Below are 18,453 nucleotides of genomic sequence, written 5' to 3'. Positions count from 1 at the left end.
AAACCCAGGTTATGTATTATCTGCTTCGTCGTACCCTCCTCGCAATGACGGTTCAGGCTATGTAAACAGGAGTTGACAGTATGGATAAACAAGCCCTGAAAAAATACGCCATAGCGGTAGTTGACGCTATGGCTCCCGAACTAAAGAAAATCAGCCTGGCATTACACAACCACCCTGAGCTGGGCGGCCAGGAACATCAGGCAGCCCGCCTGCTTACGGCCGCTGCAGAACGTCATGGTTTTTCCATACGCCAAGATATCAGCGGCTATAAAACAGCTTTTATCGCCACCAAAGGAGATACCGGACCCAAGATTGCCTTTCTCGCCGAATATGACGCTTTACCGGAGCTCGGCCATGCCTGCGGCCATAATCTGATTGCCGCTATGAGCTGGGGCGCGGCGGCAGCATTGGCGGCCGTGGCCGGCGATCAGGCTGCCACCTATTTCATCGGCTGTCCTGCTGAAGAAACAAGCGGCGCCAAAGTGGCTATGGCTGACGACGGCATTTTTAACGGATTAACGGCGGCGCTTATTGTGCATCCTGCCGACAATAATTGTATCGGCGGCACTTCCTACGCCACCCATCCGCTGAAGGTAACTTTTCATGGCCGTCCGGCCCATGTGGCCAGCAACACCGACAAAGGCGTCAATGCGTTGGATGCCCTGGTGCTGTTTTATCAAGGTCTGCAGGCACTGCGTCAAACCTTTACGCAAAAAACCATTCTTGCCGGTATAATTACCAAAGGGGGCCTCGCCCCCAATATTGTTCCCGAAGAAGCCGAAGCCAAATTTACCGTCCGGGCGTTATCCGCACAGTATTTGGAAGAAACTGTCCTGCCGGCGGTACGGCGTCTGGCGGCGGGAATCGCTTCAGCCACCGGTACTACGGTCGAACTCGTTCATTACGAGCCATTATTTAAAGAACTACGCAACTCTCCCCGTCTCATGGAGTTATTCCAGACCAATATGACGGCATTAGGTGAAGAAGTAATTGTCCTCAAGGCCGATGATGCCGACGGCTCTACCGATGTGGGCAATGTCAGTCATGCAGCCCCAACCATTCATCCTGATATCAGCATCGGTCCGGGGTTAGTGGCTCACACACCTGATTTTGCCGCAGCAGCAGGCTCTGATTATGCACAGGAACGGCTGCTTGTCGGCGCCAAAGCCATGGTAATGACGGCTATCGACCTGCTGGAATAAATCCAGTTCCGTTAATTATAAATCAAACTCCTTGACCTGCAAGCTACGAAAGAAGGGCAAAAGACTATATAATCTTTTGCCCTTCTTTCTACTTGCCACACTGGCCGCTTCGATAAAGATTTCAGGTGTTACTTACTGCCCGCCCAGGAAAAAATCTTTATTGGCTGCTAGTATATACTATTTTTCCGCCAAAAAAGGTCATGCCTACCTTTGTCGCAGCAATATCAACAGGATTTATCGTCAGCAAATCCTGTTCCAGAACGACAAGATCAGCCAGTTTCCCGGTCTCGATAGACCCGGTCTCATGATCCATAAACAAGGCATAGGCATTGTTTATGGTAAAACTCTTTATCATCTCCGTAACCGGTATGCGCTCATTTTTATTAAGCAAATACCGCTCGTCATCCATATCGTTTATGTCCTCCACGCCAAAAGGACGGCCATTAGAAAGATTGCGGGTCACTCCAGTCTCTATGGCCAAGAGAGGATTAGGTACAGGCGTGATGGGATAGTCGGAAGAGGAAGCCAGAGTGGCGCCATGTGTTAAAAAGCTCTTGAGCGGATATTCGAACTCAGCCCGTTCTCCCAATATGCGGTGATCGACATTTTGCCACCAGTTCGGCCCTTTGAAATGCCAATAAGGCTGAACACTGGCAACCACTTGCAGTTTCTTAAACCGGGGTATGTCGTCTTGATGAACTAGTTGCAGGTGGGTAATGGCATTGCGAAATGCACCTGAATTTTTTGCCTGAGCCGTTTCCAGCGCATCTAAAACCCGGCGCGTGGCGGCATCACCGATGGAATGAACATGAATTTGCAAACCTCGCCGGTTTGCCAGACAGCAGGCCTCGGCAAACATTTTTGTATCCCACAGAAAATTGCCATAATAGTCTTTTCCCCTGCCTGTAGCCAGTGTGTAAGGCTCAAGCAGATAACTGGTGCCTCCCTCCACAACGCCGTCGGCAAAAAACTTGGCCGTCGTTATCTGAAAATAGGGCGAGTTATACTGGGCCCGCAGTCTGTCGATAGCATCAAACTGACCGTTCAGGCTGTCCTGAGGGTGGACCATAATAGCGCCCCGGACATGCAATGCCAGATCATCCTGCCTGGCCAGATGATCCCAGGCCGGGATGATCCGGTCAATAAACCGCCCCATAATGCCAAGGACACCGGTAACTCCAAAGCTATGCATTCTGTTTTGAAAGGCTTTCATGGCTTCGATATATTGCTCAAGCGTATATTCGGGCTGAATAACCAGTGATATGGCGCTCTCCTTTACCGTCCCCCACACCTCACCGCTGACGGCATCTTTTTCCACTATGCCGCCTTCAGGCGATTCGGTATCCCTGGTTATACCGCTTAAAGCCAACGCCTTGGAATTAACCCACCAGCTATGACCGTCCATGGCCCGTAAAACCACCGGAATGTCAGGTGCAACTGCATCCAGGTGCTCTTTGCGCGGCCCTTTGGTCACCTCTTCCCCGGAAAAAGCGCTCCAGAGCCATCCCTGCCCATAGACAACCTTGACATCAGGATGCTGCTCAATGAAACTCCTTACAGCCTCCTGGTATCCTCGCAGGCTATTAATGCCGAACAACTGTACTTCATAAAGCTCGTAAAGAGCGATCCCCGGCGGGTGAATATGGCTGTCAATCATTCCCGGGATGACCATTTTTCCCTGTAAGTCAATTATCTTTGTCCGGGCGTCAATATAGCCGGCACACTGCTCATTACCGCCTGCGAAAATAATCCTGTCGCCTTTTACAGCAACTGCCTGGCATACGGTATCCTGCGCATCGGCGGTGTATATAACGCCATTTATTAGTGCAGTATCAGCTGCAAGTCCTTCTGTCATTTAATCCACCTGCCTGATTTCAGTTGTAGAAAAGTTAAATATCATCTTTGAGGCAATTCTGCCACTGACAGCCTTATTCCTGCCTCCTTATTTAGGTTTTACCCGAAACCAGGCTGCATACATGGTAGGCAGTACCAGCAAGGTTAAAATAGTAGCACCCAATAATCCGCCGGCGATGGCTACCGCCATCGGCCCCCAGAAGGAACTGGTAATTAGAGGGATCATTCCCAGGATTGCCGCAGCCGCTGTAAGCATAATAGGCCGGAACCTGAGCACAGCCGAATTGATAATGGCATCCCAGGCCTCTTCACCGGCCTGAATATGTTGTTCGATCTGATCAATTAAAATAACCGAATTGCGAATAATCATGCCGCTTAGCGACAAAATCCCCAATTCAGCCACAAACCCCATCGGTCGCTGGGTCAGTAGCATAAACAGGCTGACTCCGATAATTCCCAGCGGCGCCGTCAGTACTGTCAAGACCATGAGTGATATTTTCTGCAACTGGAACATAAGCAAAATGGCGATAACCAGTAACATCACCGGTACCGGCTGCAATAAGAACCCGATTGATTTTTTACTGCTCTCCATAGAGCCGCCGACATCAACACTGTACCCGGGCGGCAGCTTCTGCCTGAGCGCTGTTAGTTGCTCATATACCTGACGGGTGGCGTCATTGCCGGTAATTCCCGGTTTGACATCGGCCTGAACGGTAATGGCAGGCTTAAGATCACGCCGCCATATCAGGCCGTCTTCCGCTTCATAACTTATTTGGGCAATCTGATCCAAGGGGACAAATTTCCCGCCGCCGCTATGGATCATAAGATCTTTTATGTGCGCCAGATCCTGCCTGTTCTGTTCATCAATGCGGAATACCATATCTACCGTTTTGTCCTTTTCCCTAAACTCGGCAATAGCCGCCCCGGAAACCTGCATTTGCAGCATGGTAGCCAAACTTTGGCTATCAAGCCCCAGCGCCCGCGCTTTGTCCTGATCAACGGCTAAATGCATGCTTTTGCTTTTTTCATACCAGTCAAAATTGCAATCCCTCAAATTAGGATTAGCCGTCATTATTGTCCGCACCTCTTCCGCTATGGCGCGCACCTTGTCGTGCTCGTACCCGCTTACCCGCAGCATAACCGGATAGGCCGAAGGCGGTCCGGTCTGAATCAGCTTGATATTTTTACGAACTTCGACAAACTGTTCGGCAAACAGAGTTTCAATCTTCCGGTGTAATACGTTGCGTGCTTCCACATTCTTAGCGACAATAACAAATTGCGCATAGTTAGTGGCCGGAAGTTTCGGCTCAGTCGTTAGAACAAAGCGCGGTGCGCCCTTGCCCACATAATAGCTGAAATTATCGATATTGTCATCACCGGCAAGAGTTGCGGCAAACCGCCGGGCTTCCTGCTCAGTGGCCTTAAGCGAAGCGCCTTCCGGCAAGGTCATCTCAATAATAAGCTCAGACCGCAGCGATGGCGGGAAAAATTCCTGTTTAATGAATTTTAATAAAAAAACTGAGCCGGCAAAACTGAGTATGGTAACCCCCAAAACAAGTTTTTGGCGTTTAAGACACCATGTGAGCAATTGCCTGAACACCCGGTAAAACCGGGAATCATATACGTCATGTTCAACTTTCTCGGCCGGACGGTCCTTAAGCAGCTTATAGCCAATAAGCGGCGTAACAATAACGGAGACCAGCCAGGACAATAGCAAAGCTACCGTAATTACAATAAACAGGCTGCTGGTAAATTCGGCGGCGGGCCCTTTGGCAAAACCGATAGGAATAAAACCGGCGCAGGTAATCAGTGTACCTGTCAGCATAGGAAAGGCCGTGACTGTATAGGCATGACAAGCCGCCTTAAACCGGTCCCAGCCTTGTTCCATTTTGACCGACATCATTTCGATCGCAATAATGGCATCGTCGACCAGTAAGCCCAGGGCAATAATTAAAGCACCCAGTGATACCTTGTGCAGATCAATACCCAAGGCTTTCATCAAGGCAAAAGTTCCTGCAATAACCAACGGAATACACAACGCTACCACAATTCCTGAGCGCATGCCCAAACTAAAGAAACTAACCGCTAAAACAATGATAACAGCTTCCCGCAGGGACTTTACAAAGTCACCGATGGATTCTTCCACAACTTTCGGCTGATTAGAGACCTGGCTGATCTCAAGACCTAAGGGCAGATTTCCTCTGACTTGCGCGATGGTATTACTTAAATTTTCGCCAAGGGTAAGAATATTCCCGCCTTTTTCCATCGAAATGGCCAGACCAATGGCAGGTTGACCGTTAAAGTACATCTTGGGCTCCATGGGTTCGGCGTATTTGCGTTCCACTTTGGCAATATCCCCTAACCGGAAACTCCGGCCATTGGCATGGATCGACAGTTCCCGAATACTGTCAATAGTGTCGAATACGCCGCTAATCCTGAGATGTACATTATCAGACGAGGTCTCTACCATGCCGGCAGGCGCCATAGCGGCCTGCGCTTTTACGGTATTTAATATTATATTGGGGTCGATACCCAGTTGCGCTAACTTGCTGCTGGTCATTTCGATATATATTTTCTCTTCCTGCACCCCCAGCAGTTCCACCTTTTTCACATTAGGCACGCCCAGCAGCGTCCGGCGTATGATTTCGGCCTGTTCACGCATCTCTTCATAAGTAAAACCGTCAGCAGTCAGGGCATAAATTGAGCCGTATACGTCATCGAAGCGGTCATTAAAAGCCGGCCCCACCACACCCGCCGGCAATGTCCCCTTGATATCATTAACCATATTACGCACTTCCAGCCAGGTTGGGCGAATCTCTTTTTCACTCAGAGTATCTTTTAAGTTTACGTAAATTACAGCCTGGGAAGGCTCCGAGTAGCTTTTCAGGTAGTCGAGGCCAGGCGTGTCTTGCAGTTTCTTTTCAATTTTGTCGGTTACCTGCTCCTCCATTTGCCGGGCGGTAGCTCCCGGCCAAGCCACCGTGACCACCATCTGGCGGATAACATAATCAGGGTCTTCCATCCTTCCCAGGTTTAAATAGGAAAATATGCCGGCAAGGAAGGTTATCCCCATAAAAAAATAAACAATTTGCCGGTGGCGAAGCGCCCACTCAGTCAGGTTTAATTTATTCATGGCCTGTCACCTGCCGTACGCACTATTTGCCCCGGAGACAGTTTATGAACCCCGGCGGTCACAATGATTTCCCCCTCCGCAAGGCCGAGTACCTGGACCTTGTCATCAGCCACAGCCCCTGTCTTTACGGGTTTTAAGCCGACAGCACCATTATTGACAACCCACACCTGGGGAGTATCGCCGCTCTGATAGAGGGCCGCAAGCGGAATATACGCGGCCTTTTGTGCAGCAGAAGTTCCCGCGGCCGTTACTGTCGCTGTCATGCCAAGCTTTACTTCAGGCGGAGGATTTTTCAAACTGATCCGCACTTTATAAGTTCTGGTTGCTTTGTCAGCGACCGGCGCCACTTCCCGGATTGCCCCTTCCACCTTAGCTCCCGGCAAGGCCCAAAAAGTAATTTGCACGGATGCCGCCTTGCGCAACTCTTCAATACGATGTTCAGGAATGTAAATCTCTACTTCCTGCTCGCCGGCCTGCACCAATGTCAATACAGTCTGGCCGGCGCTTACCACTTGTCCGGCTTCCACATTGACAGCTGCAATAATACCTGCGCAATCGGCCGCCAAACTGCTGTAGCCCAGTTGGTTGCTGCCTTGGGCATACTGGGCTGATGTCTGTTGCACGGCTGCCAGGGCCGCATCATAGGCGTTCTGGTATTGCTCATACTGAGTACGGCTGATGGCCTGCTGTTCGTAGAGTTCCTGGTAACGTTTAAGATTGTTTTCCGCCAGCTTAAGCTGTGACTCAGCTGAGTAGACCTGAGCCGCGCCGGCATTGACGGTCTGCACAATGTCCCTGGCGTCAATCTCCAGCAATATATCGCCTGGATTTACAACACTCCCTAGCTCGACATTGCGTCTTATGACCTTGCCGCTGACCTGAAAAGAAAGCTGTTTTTCATATCTGCCCCGGACTTCCCCTGAATAAATTGCACCTTGGCTGTTTTGTTCCAGCCTGACAACTTGTGAGCGAACCAAAGGCGGCTGCTCCATGGCAGCCTGCTGTTGAGAGCAGCCAGCCGCAAGAATTGCGGCTATAGCAATCACGCCCCCAAGAAGTACCCAGCAACACATAGCCTTTTTCATATTCATCCCCCTCATCCCTAAAGCAGTACTTATAGAATGGACTTAGCCGGATACAGCGCCTTTCTCCGTGGGCTGCTTTTGCAGTGCATGGACAAATAGATCAACAAGCGCCTCGGTATAATAACCCTGCGCTAATTTTTCCGGCAAAAATTCCGTCGTCCGCATATAGCTGAAAGCCTGAAAGAGTTTTATCCCCGCATAGGCCATTACCGCTTCGTCCACATCACGAAATTGCCCCTTCCCTTTCCCCTCGCGGATGATATCAGCGATAACGGCAATAATCTCCTGTTCAAGCATGGAATGATACTTTGCCCCTAAAAAGGCGGAAAACAGCGCCTGATCATCTTTTAGTATTCTGGTTAGGAAATGATCCTCATTAAAATAACCAATAGCAGTCTTGGTAAGCTGAATCAAGCGTTCCATCGGATCAGAGATATCACCCATCCGGGCAAAAATGATTTCCCGTCCCCTGCGTGTTTCGCGGGCAAATAAGCTGATAAACAAATCCTCTTTACTGACAAAATGTTTATACAAAGTTTTCTTGGAAATTTTGCATTCCCGGCTGATATCATCCATAGTTGTTTTCTTTAACCCAAAACGGTCAAATTTTACCTGTGCCTTATCAAGTATGTAACCTTTTAAATCGTCCACGACAAGCCCCCATTATTTGATTATTCAGAGCACCTTAGAAACTATTATAATATTTTAGTTTCCACGTGTCTATTATTTGTTTATTTCTGCCATACAGCTTGCATGGCTTGACGAATGAAGAAAAAAGTAGGAGTATAATATTGAAACTACACCTGGAGATGATCATCCATGAATAACAGCCAATTAAAAAAGTTTGTTCCTGCCATACTAATAATCGCAGTCCTTGCCGTTGTACTCTGGGGAGTTGTCCGCACAAGTCATTTTCCGGCCGGTCAGGGATTGTCTCAGCCGTCAGCCGGTGTCACAGTCGCTCCGGTCAGCAGGCTATCCAAACCCTTGGAAATAATCCTGGCCGGTTCCATTCAAAGCCGTCAGGCAGTCAGCATCAGTGCGCCGCTTGCGGGCCGTGTGAGTGCGGTAAGCATAACCGAGGGGCAAATGGTAAATGCCGGTCAGTCTCTCCTTCATATTGAAGGCACTCCCGGGGCAGCCAACGCCGGGGCAGCTGACAATCTTGCGGTCCAGTCAAACGGGGAGACAACCCGCCAAGCCCAAATGAGTTATGACAATCTTGTAAAAGAATACGAACGTTATCAAAAACTATACCAAATTGGCGCTATTGCCCGGCGGCAGTTGGAAGAAACAGGCGCACGCCTGCAGGCTGCCAAAGATGCGTTGAACGCCGCACCAGATTCTTTTCCAGCCGGCTCCGGCAACGCAGCCCGGCAACCCAGCTCCGCTACGCTTATTGCGCCGTCATCCGGCAAGATAACAGGCCTTGCCGCCGCTGACGGCACAACGGTACAGGCCGGTCAGCAACTAATGGTACTGGACAATGGCGGTGAAGTGCGGGCCGTTGTCCATCTGGAACAGAAGGATTTATACCTCATCCAGGCCGGCACTCCCGCTGAAATTGTGCCGGACAGTCCATCCGGTCAGACACCTGTTGCCGGGCAAGTAGAGGCTATTTACCCGGAAGTAGGTACCAGCAGTAACAATCTATTCCTCACTCATATTCGCACCGATAATGCCACCGGCTTGCTCAAGCCCGAAACACCCGTCACTGTCCATATTAAAACCAGCCAGATGATAACGGTGCCGGCAGTACCCCAAGCGGCTATACTGGAAGAACAGGGAAACAAATATCTGTATCTGGCGGTTAACAACCAGGCCATCCGCCAACAGGTAACCGTCGGTGCAGCCATAGGTGATTTTGTTGAAATCACAAGTGCATTGCCGGAAGAAGCCCTGATTATAATCACTGGAACAGAGAATCTGAAAGACGGCAGTACAATAGCATTGCAGTAAATCCCCAACCCGGATAAGAGCTTAATAAAAGACCGCAAAACAGCGCGCCAAAATAAAACGGACTCTATACCCGTAATCGGGAATGAGTCCGTTTTGTTATCAGCTAAATTGTATTTACCCGTTTACGCCTGCTGACTGTGCTGGCTTACCTGTCAGTTTTAACAACCATTTGGTAATCTCGGTAGTCAGGAAAGGCAGCGGAGCCATTGCCAGCAGGAATATCCATTCTTGTACTCCCGGTTCAATGGTCTTAAATACCAGATGCAATGGCCCGTAAACCGACAGTAACAACAGCGCAAAGGAAAGCAGAACGCCGGCATTGAGAAACTTGTTGCTAAAAAAGCCGAGCGTAAACGAAGAGTAGTGTTCGGAACGGGCTGCATAAGCGCAGATAATCTGCGTGGTTATCAGGGTGACAAAAGCAAAGGTTCGGGCGATGTCGAGATCCCTGTTATATGTTGTCAGAGCGTATTGAAATGCCCCCAGAACAGTAACTGCTATCGCCGCGCTCTGCACACCAATCATAATCTTCAGGTTTTTACCCAGCAACGGCTCTGCAGGGTTCCTGGGTTTAAGCCGCATTACATTCGGCTCTTTCTTTTCAACACCGAGCGCCAGGGCCGGAAACGCATCGGTTACCAGGTTGACCCATAGCAGTTGAATTGGCAGCAAGGGAATTGGCCAGCCAAACAGAATGGCGAAAAAGATAACCAGTACTTCCGAAGCATTACAGGACAGTAAGAAGTAGACAAATTTCTTAATATTGGTATAGATAACCCGGCCTTCTTCCACAGCCGACACAATTGTGGCGAAATTATCATCAGAAACTACCATATCGGCAGTTTCCTTAGTTACATCAGTGCCGGTAATTCCCATTGCCACGCCAATGTCGGCTTTCTTTAAGGCCGGTGCGTCATTGACGCCGTCACCGGTCATGGCCACAATATGACGGTTGCTGCGCAGTGTTTCGACAATGGCTACCTTGTGTTCGGGAGATACGCGGGCAAAAACGCTGGCTGTTTCCACTGCCTGTTTTAAAGCGGCCGGCGACAGGCTGTCAAAATCTTTGCCGGTAAGTACCTCTTTAGTATTTGTAACTATTCCGAGTTCTTTGGCGATGGCGTAAGCGGTATCCGGATGGTCGCCGGTAATCATCACCGGCCGTATGCCGGCGCCTTTACATAGCTCAACGGCTGCTTTCGCTTCCAGCCGCGGCGGATCAATCATGCCTAACAAACCGACAAACACCAGATTGTTTTCAATGTCGGCGGCATTGGTCATATCCGGCTTGCTGCTATAATCACGGTAAGCCACCGCCAGTACCCGCAGGGCCCGGGCGGCCATTTCCCTGTTGGCTGCCTGGATTGCGGCCTTATCCTGATCTGTTAAGGGGCGGGCTGAATCACCGGTGACAATCGAGCCGCAACGGCTTAGCAAAATATCGGGAGCACCTTTGGTAAAAGTTCGCAATTGCCCGTTAAATGCATGCAACGTTGTCATCATTTTTCGGTCAGAATCAAAGGGAAGCTCCTCTATACGCGGAAAATGCGCTTTCAGTTGCTGATCGGTATAGCCTCCCTTGCAACCGGCTACAATGAGAGCCCCTTCGGTAGGATCGCCAATAATCGACCAGTTTTTCGCATCTTCTGAGGATTTTAGGCGGGCGTCGTTGCATAAGACTGAACCGGTTAGCAGCAAAGCAAGCTCCGGTTCAGCCGCCAATTCCACCGGCTGCTCATTGTGAGTAAACCCGCCTGCCGGATTGTAGCCTTCACCGGTTACAGCAAAATGCTTGACTGGAGTATAAATCTGCACTACAGTCATCTGGTTCTGGGTAAGCGTCCCGGTCTTATCAGAGCAGATTACCGAGATACTGCCCAAGGTCTCGACTGCATGCAGTTTTTTCATAATAGAATTCTTTTTTGCCATCCGTTGCATTCCCAGGGCCAATACAATAGTGACGACCGTGGGCAGCCCTTCAGGAATAGCGGCAACGGCAAGACTAATCGAAGTCATCAGCATCAGTTGAACTTCACCAAAGGTTAAAACTCCGTCATGATAACCTTCCCATAAACCCAACACGAAGATAATGGCGCAAACAGCCAAGCAGGCAACGCCAAGCCCCTTGCCGAACTCCTCTAGTTTCTTTTGCAACGGCGTACGGTCTTCTTCCACAGTCTGCAGCATTTCGGCAATTTTTCCGATCTCCGTATTCATGGCCGTACCAACGACAATTGCCTTGCCGCGCCCATAAGTCACCACGGTGCTCATGAACCCCAGATTATGGCGATCGGCCAGTGAAGTCTCCCCGTCAATCTCTGCACATTTTTTTTCCACCGGCACGGATTCACCGGTCAAGGAGGCCTCCTGTACTTTCAAATTATAGGAATCCAGCATGCGGACATCGGCAGGAATGTAATCGCCGGCTTCCAGTAAGATAATATCACCGGGAACTAAGTCCCGGGAAAATACGGTGTTTACCTCACCATCACGAATAACCTTTGATGTTGGTGCGCTCATCTTTTTCAAGGCATCAAGCGCCTTTTCAGCCTTTGACTCCTGATATACACCCAGCAGCGCATTAAGCAGGACAATGGCAATAATGACCAGTGAATCGGCCACCTCACCCACAGCCAGGGAAATAACACTGGCCGCCAGGAGTATGAATACCAGGAAGTCCTTAAATTGGCTTAAGAACTTTTTCCACAGGGTATCCCGTGGTTTTTCCTCTAATTCGTTATAACCATACTGTTTCAGGCGAATGGTGACTTCATCTGCAGAAAGGCCGCGGCCTGAATCGGAATTCAGCTCATTCAAAACAGTTTTTGTGTTTAACTGATACCACGTTTTTTTCACTAAAAGTTCCCTCCTTGCCGTTATTAGCATACGAAATTAAAATGGCAGTCCGCCGTTAATTCTGCTGAGTTTGGCAAAAGCCCGAAAGAAATAAAGCAGCACTGTCGGTAAGGTCAGCCACGGCACCAGGCACAAAGCCCCGGCCAGCAAGCCAACAAATATTTCATACAATTGCCCGGTCTTTTGTTTAAGATATATTCCGGTTACAACGGCAGCGTAATTCCATAAAAAAATTGACCAGCGCAAGATAGCTTCCGACTGCTCAAGCTTATGATAATTGGGGACTACAGCCGCAATTACTTGAGCTAAAACGGCAATCAGGATGCATAGTAAACCGAAATAGCCTGCAATTTTCACCCAGTCCAAGCAAATCCCCCCAGTCAGCCTTTTGATCGTAACTTTGTATATTACCACCATTACAAACATCCAGCAACCGGATAATAGAAATCACCCTTTCTGTTTATTCTTATATAGTAAAGAAAACATGGCTGACGCCGAGCCTTTGGGGAAGTGCAAGTCGGTGTTGCCCTACTACTGAAAGAAACATATACTTTCTTTCAGTATAAAGAAAACACGGCTTGCGCCGAGCCTTTGGCGAAAGAGGAGGCCGATGTTGCCCTTATCCAGGCGAAAGTTATACTTTCTATCAGGATAAAAAAAGACCTTGCCTGTAAAAGGCAAGGTCTTACCAACAACAATTTGTGTTGCCAACAAAGCCGGGACCTGAACAAGCGCCCGCACTGACGACTTTGCTGTTAAGGTTACTCCCCTTGAAAGATGTTTTCTTGTATTTTCATTATATTCTCCGCTATTAATTTTTGTCAATATGACCTGCACTGCCTAACTCGACATATTGTTTAAAGCTATAGATCAACCTGTATTTTGATTATTTAGAAATTTTATTAATTTCCTGTATTGACGTTGACAGAAAAGTTTGTTAAAATATGAACAAAGATAAATATTGGATTTGTACTACTGACGGATTAGTGGAATTAACCACATGGAGTACAGATTCTTAAAAAGTCGACCGTCTGGGCAAATCAACACGTGTAGTTGTATGCTCAGATGGTTTTTCTTGTTACAGACGAAAAAAAGGCCTTGTTTATATTTTTCATGTGTGCCATAATAAAATATAAATTTACAGAAAATAATATTAATTTGTATTTTTGCGTCTTTTCTCTTTTAGTTAATTAGATATAGCTCCAGGTTGCATATCTGTCACTATAGATTTACAACCCAAAGGAGCAGTAAATTCGGTTGTATCTCCCGCTTTAGGGAGAGGAGCGTTAAAATGAATATCCGGGATAATTTATTGCTTTATTGCCTGGTTATGGAGCCTGGTGAAAGATTTGACTTCAACACAATCCACCAATGCAGCATGGCTTGGTTTTTTGCGCCCAAAATTTAATTACCCCGGATTATTTAACGCCAATGACCGGACGATTCCCCATTATATCAGGGGAGTCCGGTTATTGTTTTTATTGAAAGGAGGTGTTAATGGCGAATTGAATGTAGTGCGGTAGTTACATTTGCAATCCACGAATGAGAAGAGAAGAAAAAAGGGGGATTTATTTTTATGGCTTGGGATCCTACAGTATTAAAAGACTGGCAAATCGCCGAAGCGGCAGAAGGAAACATACCCTCTACAGAAAAGTATCAGGAAATGATGGGACTGCAAAAAGACGAAATCATCCCTTACGGCAAAACTCCCAAAATCGACTTTTTAAAGGTAATTGACCGTTTAAAAGATAAACCCGATGGCAAATACATCGAAGTAACCGCCATTACACCTACTCCGCTGGGCGAAGGTAAATCCACCACTTCCATCGGTATCATGGAAGGCCTTGGTAAACGCGGCGTAAATGTAGGCGGAGCCCTCCGGCAGCCTTCCGGCGGCCCGACCATGAACGTAAAAGGTACTGCCGCCGGCGGCGGCAACGCACTCTTAATTCCGATGACCGAGTTCTCTCTCGGCCTGACTGGCGATATCAATGATATAATGAACGCCCACAACCTGGCCATGGTCGCTATGAACGCTAGAATGCAGCATGAAGCCAATTATGATGATGCTGAACTGGCCAAAAGAAACTTAAAAAGACTGGATATAGACCCTAAGAATATCGAAATGGGCTGGGTAATTGACTTTGCAGCCCAGGGCCTCCGGAACATCATCATGGGTCTTGGCGGTAAAAAAGACGGTTTCATGATGCATTCCAAGTTCGGTATCGCCGTAGGCTCCGAATTAATGGCCATCCTGGCTGTAGCCAAGGACCTTGCCGATATGCGGGAACGCTTCAAGCATATCGTGGTTGGTTACAACAGGAAAGGCGATCCGGTAACCACCGGCGACCTCGAAGTAGACGGCGCTATGACCGCCTGGATGCGTAACACCATTAACCCGACCCTGTGCGCCACCGTGGAAGGCCAGCCTTGTTTCGTACATGCCGGCCCGTTTGCCAATATAGCCATTGGCCAATCCTCCATCATCTCCGACCGTATCGGCCTGAAGTGCTTCGATTACCACGTAACCGAATCCGGCTTTGCCGCCGACATCGGTTTCGAAAAGTTCTGGAACGTAAAATGCCGCCTGAGCGGTCTCAAGCCCAATGTCTCCATCCTGGTGGCCACCGTGCGCGCTCTCAAGATGCATGGCGGCGGACCTACCGTTGTTCCGGGACGCCCGCTGCCGGATGAATACACCAAGGAAAACCTGGGCCTCTTGGAAAAAGGCTGCGAAAACATGGTACACCTTATCAACGTTATCAAAAAATCCGGTATCAAACCGGTGGTTTGCATCAATGCCTTCTATACCGACACTCCGGCCGAGCATGCTTTGGTTAAGAGAATTGCCGAACAAGCCGGGGCGCGGGCCGCGGTATCCGAGCACTGGCTCAAAGGCGGCGACGGCGCATTGGATCTGGCCGATGCCGTTATGGATGCCTGCAAGGAAGAAGTCAACTTCGAGTACCTCTATCCGCTGGAAATGCCGCTTAGACAGCGTGTTGAACGAATTGCCAAAGAAGTCTATGGCGCAGACGGCGTAGACTGGGCGCCGCTGGCTGAAGAAAAAGCCAAGAAGTTCGAGTCTGATCCTAAGTATGCCGACTACTGCACTATGATGGTTAAGAGTCACCTGTCCCTGTCGCATGAGCCGACCTGGAAAGGCGTACCCAAAGGCTGGAGACTGCCGATCCGTGACATCCTCGTTTACGGCGGCGCCAAGTTCCTCTGCCCGATGGCCGGCGCTATCAGCCTGATGCCGGGAACCAGCTCCGACCCTGCTTATCGCCGGATTGACGTCGACGTTAAGACCGGTAAGGTCAGCGGCTTGTTCTAATCCGAGAAATTCATAAAAATAAAGGCTGGTATAAAACAGCCTGTTAAAGTAATATCTGAATCCGTGGCAGAACTCCCAGTTAAGGCAAAATAGCAGCAAAGCTAGCCTGGCCCAGAGGAGTCTTGTGCCACGGATTCGGGTGTTATTTCACGAACTTACTCAATTATTAGGGGGAATCCATTATGGGTCTTGTTAATTCACCTGCGCAAATGGTAGGCCTAGCTTATAATGCCGGGAAATATAAAGGAGATTTACCTACTGTTCAATTATTTTTAAGAGGCATTATGGGCGGCGTATACATCGCAGTCGGCGCTGCTTTTGCAACGATAGCCATGACCGGAGTCGCTCCCTTGCTGGGCGCCGGGATGGCCAAACTAATTTGCGGCGCCGTATTCCCGATTGGCCTGATAGCCATTATTCTTACAGGAATGGAGTTATTTACCGGTGATGCCATGCTGTTGCCGATGGCTGTCTGGGCAGGCAAAAGCACCTACGGCAAGCTTATAAAAAACTGGACTTTCGTATATTTAGGCAATCTTATCGGTTCTATTGCGTTTGCTGCGCTAATGGTTATAGCGCCCTTTACTCAGGGTAATTTTACGGCGCCTGAGCCAAATGCCTTCGGATTGATGGCCGTCACCCTTACCATCGGTAAGATTCTCACTTATAAAGCCGCGGGAACAACAGGTATGCTGTCCTTGTTCTTCTCCGGCATCGGCTGTAACTTTATTGTTTGCCTGGCAGTCTTAATGGCAATGACCGGCCAGGATGTCGTAAGTAAGATGGCCGCCATTTGGTTTCCGATCATGTCCTTCGTTGTTATTGGCTTTGAACACTGTGTCGCCAATATGTACTTTCTGCCTGTCGGTAAATTTCTTATTGACGCCTTCCCTGGATTAATAACAAAACTCGGACCGGATGGCAAGGCCTGGAATGCTTTACTCCAAACCAATAACGGCCTTTCCTGGTCAGATATATTTGTCTGGAATATATTGCCTGTTACAGTGGGTAATATTGTGGGAGCTATCATCGTTATCGGCGCAACTTATCACTATTGCTATAAAGTTGACGTCTGTGAGGTTCCTGCCCCGGCAAATCCGGCTGCGAATGCCCAAGCATTGTCCGCTAAAAAATAAGCATGCTGACTAAAGGGAGGTATCGTCTTGCATATGTCCGTCTTTGCCTATATCAGCCTGGGAATGGCCGCCTGTGTCACAATCCTGGCCTATCTGGCAAGCCCTGATGCCGAACTGGCTCTTACTCTATTGCCGATGGTGCTGATTCTTGGGGGGATTCCCGTGCTGATGAATCTAATGAACAGGCGGCATGTGGAGAAATTAGATTTACACCATGTTAAGCTGAGCCGGATAAAAGATTTAGTCAAAAAAGAGATTGGTGAACAAGTACGCATCAGCGGTACAGTGGCTGCAGTTTCACATAAATGGCTTAACCGGCCTAAGTTTCAAGTGATGGATCCTACCGGTGAAATCGGCGTCCATATGTTTGTGGCGCCGCATGAAAGCATCCGCAGTGGTGACCGGATTGAAGTTGTCGGTACTCTCCGCCGTACTTTCGGATTAAAAAGAACAGACAAAAAAATCTGGGGGCTTAAGCTGGAGAAATTTTCGTAATATATGCCGGAATTTAGCGGCAGTTCCATAGCAGGCAACTGCTGTCAAAGCGAATAATTATATATCTAAAAAACATATCCCCTTCAACCTGCGTGGCAGACGTTGAAGGGGATTGTTTTTTAGATCTCTTTTTGCTGCTTTTCTACAAATAAGGCATTTACTTGCTCTACAAGCTGCTCCATATCATGTTCTCTGATAAAATCCCAGCCAAGCCATTTGAAGCGGGCATTATCCGGAAAACCAGCCATACCGGCAGGGTGTACGGACGGAAAAAAGGCTTCGCCGCATACTCTGGCAATATGCGGCCCTGTTAGAAATTCGGCCATTTCTTTATATAATTCCATTTTTTCTGTTTTCACCAGTACGGAGACAGGAAAGGCGAGCGCCCCGTCATTTGGCCAAATAATCCGGATATTGGGCTGATCTGTCAAAGTATTGGCAAAAAAATACGGCATAACATGGATGGATGGGACATCTCTGCGGCTGCTTTTTAATTCTTTGACCATTTGCGCCGGGTGCAAACCATATCTGACCGCCTGTGCCAGGGCGGCCAGACCGGCTTCACCATATTCTTTATAAAAATTCAATTGCACAATATCACAGAATTCGCCGTTATGCCCGCGAATCACCACCTGCTTTTCATAAATAGGCTGCAGTAAATCTTTCCAATTGCCTGGAACCGGCAAGTCGCCGAGCCGGTTTACATCCACAACCATTACCAGAACATTGGCGGCGATCACTGCAAAATGACTTTCCCGGTCAATCAGACCGGCTTGTTCCAGCCGGTAATCAACATTTCCGTAACCAATCCGCGCAAATATGCCGGTATGTACGAACCGGCTCATAAACAACGGATTAAAGAAGCTGTAGCCTGCCGTTATCAATATGTCCGGAACCTCGTCCGGATCTTCAAAATATTTTATGTATTCATCATAATTGACCATATTGGTCGAGAAAGCTTCGGCACAATATTCCAGGCGCACTTCCCTGGATTGCCGCAGACCTTCAACAAAGCGGTTTAACTCTGTCTGTAGCGGGATTTTTAACGGACATGGCAGCAAAGCAACCATATTGAGCCGCTTGCTGTTCTCTAAGCCAGACATTGCCGCCAGCCGGTGATATAACCCGGTATCCTCAATTTTTTCTTCCAGCAGTCTGACAAATGCCGCCAAACTGATATTCTTGCTTTTCAACGCAGTCTTTAGTTTAAGAATTGGGCCTAATTGCTGCAGCACAGCATCGTCCGCAAACTGCGGAAAACCATTATGTACAAAGACATCCCGTGTTTCAGGGTAGTTACTTATAATCTGGCAGATGGTAAGATTGGTCAATTCCAAATTACTTCCCTCCTTCGTCTTGCCTTGTGGATTTGGCAACCCTTAGTTCTTATTCTGTC

General features: G+C 48.6%; 13 protein-coding genes and 1 riboswitch. Of the genes, 5 read left to right on the top strand and 8 right to left on the bottom strand.

Annotated features, from left to right (window positions below; all coding sequences use genetic code 11):
* The first annotated feature begins 80 nt into the window (after window positions 1-80).
* Window positions 81-1,202, top strand: coding sequence for an amidohydrolase (locus tag SATMO3_RS14005; protein ID WP_371381384.1), 1,122 nt, complete (start codon window positions 81-83; stop codon window positions 1,200-1,202).
* A 157-nt stretch (window positions 1,203-1,359) separates the two neighbouring features.
* On the opposite strand, the gene SATMO3_RS14000 is transcribed toward SATMO3_RS14005, so the two are convergent.
* The 4 genes from SATMO3_RS14000 to SATMO3_RS13985 form a co-directional block, all read right to left on the bottom strand.
* Complete coding sequence (locus tag SATMO3_RS14000) at window positions 1,360-3,057, bottom strand: amidohydrolase (RefSeq protein ID WP_371381383.1); 1,698 nt, start codon at window positions 3,055-3,057, stop codon at window positions 1,360-1,362.
* 87 nt (window positions 3,058-3,144) lie between these two features.
* Window positions 3,145-6,189: an efflux RND transporter permease subunit gene (locus SATMO3_RS13995; protein WP_371381382.1), complete on the bottom strand. Its 3,045-nt coding sequence runs from the start codon at window positions 6,187-6,189 to the stop codon at window positions 3,145-3,147.
* Window positions 6,186-7,274 (bottom strand): efflux RND transporter periplasmic adaptor subunit, encoded by a 1,089-nt coding sequence (locus SATMO3_RS13990; protein WP_371381381.1) that lies wholly within the window; start codon window positions 7,272-7,274, stop codon window positions 6,186-6,188. Before SATMO3_RS13990 ends, SATMO3_RS13995 begins: the two co-directional genes overlap by 4 nt.
* A gap of 42 nt (window positions 7,275-7,316) precedes the next feature.
* Window positions 7,317-7,925: a TetR/AcrR family transcriptional regulator gene (locus SATMO3_RS13985; protein WP_371381380.1), complete on the bottom strand. Its 609-nt coding sequence runs from the start codon at window positions 7,923-7,925 to the stop codon at window positions 7,317-7,319.
* Between the two features lie 168 nt (window positions 7,926-8,093).
* On the opposite strand from SATMO3_RS13985, the gene SATMO3_RS13980 reads away from it, so the two are divergent.
* Window positions 8,094-9,233, top strand: a complete 1,140-nt coding sequence (locus tag SATMO3_RS13980; RefSeq protein WP_371381379.1) for an efflux RND transporter periplasmic adaptor subunit — start codon at window positions 8,094-8,096, stop codon at window positions 9,231-9,233.
* 114 nt (window positions 9,234-9,347) lie between these two features.
* Here SATMO3_RS13980 and SATMO3_RS13975 read toward each other — a convergent pair whose 3' ends face one another.
* The 3 genes from SATMO3_RS13975 to SATMO3_RS13965 all read right to left on the bottom strand — a co-directional run bounded on the left by SATMO3_RS13975 (window position 9,348) and on the right by SATMO3_RS13965 (window position 12,914).
* Window positions 9,348-12,089, bottom strand: a complete 2,742-nt coding sequence (locus tag SATMO3_RS13975) for a cation-translocating P-type ATPase (RefSeq protein ID WP_371381378.1) — start codon at window positions 12,087-12,089, stop codon at window positions 9,348-9,350.
* A 36-nt stretch (window positions 12,090-12,125) separates the two neighbouring features.
* Window positions 12,126-12,455, bottom strand: a complete 330-nt coding sequence (locus SATMO3_RS13970; RefSeq protein ID WP_371381377.1) for a hypothetical protein — start codon at window positions 12,453-12,455, stop codon at window positions 12,126-12,128.
* Window positions 12,456-12,620: 165 nt separating this feature from the next.
* Window positions 12,621-12,914 (bottom strand): hypothetical protein, encoded by a 294-nt coding sequence (locus tag SATMO3_RS13965; protein WP_371381376.1) that lies wholly within the window; start codon window positions 12,912-12,914, stop codon window positions 12,621-12,623.
* A gap of 136 nt (window positions 12,915-13,050) precedes the next feature.
* Window positions 13,051-13,133: riboswitch (ZMP/ZTP riboswitch) on the top strand.
* A gap of 532 nt (window positions 13,134-13,665) precedes the next feature.
* On the opposite strand from SATMO3_RS13965, the gene SATMO3_RS13960 reads away from it, so the two are divergent.
* The 3 genes from SATMO3_RS13960 (at window position 13,666) to SATMO3_RS13950 (ending at window position 17,057) form a co-directional block, all read left to right on the top strand.
* Window positions 13,666-15,426 (top strand): formate--tetrahydrofolate ligase, encoded by a 1,761-nt coding sequence (locus tag SATMO3_RS13960; RefSeq protein WP_371373135.1) that lies wholly within the window; start codon window positions 13,666-13,668, stop codon window positions 15,424-15,426.
* A gap of 182 nt (window positions 15,427-15,608) precedes the next feature.
* The gene (locus SATMO3_RS13955) at window positions 15,609-16,562 is read left to right on the top strand and encodes a formate/nitrite transporter family protein (protein ID WP_371381375.1); all 954 of its coding nucleotides are present in this window, start codon (window positions 15,609-15,611) and stop codon (window positions 16,560-16,562) included.
* 27 nt (window positions 16,563-16,589) lie between these two features.
* Complete coding sequence (locus SATMO3_RS13950; protein ID WP_371381374.1) at window positions 16,590-17,057, top strand: hypothetical protein; 468 nt, start codon at window positions 16,590-16,592, stop codon at window positions 17,055-17,057.
* 119 nt (window positions 17,058-17,176) lie between these two features.
* Here SATMO3_RS13950 and SATMO3_RS13945 read toward each other — a convergent pair whose 3' ends face one another.
* On the bottom strand, window positions 17,177-18,394 hold the full coding sequence (locus tag SATMO3_RS13945) for an ABC transporter substrate-binding protein (RefSeq protein ID WP_371381373.1): 1,218 nt from the start codon (window positions 18,392-18,394) through the stop codon (window positions 17,177-17,179).
* Window positions 18,395-18,453: the final 59 nt, after the last annotated feature.

Source organism: Sporomusa aerivorans, assembly GCF_041428895.1.
Lineage (GTDB): Bacteria > Bacillota > Negativicutes > Sporomusales > Sporomusaceae > Sporomusa > Sporomusa aerivorans.
This window is presented reverse-complemented; position numbering and strand designations above follow the sequence as displayed.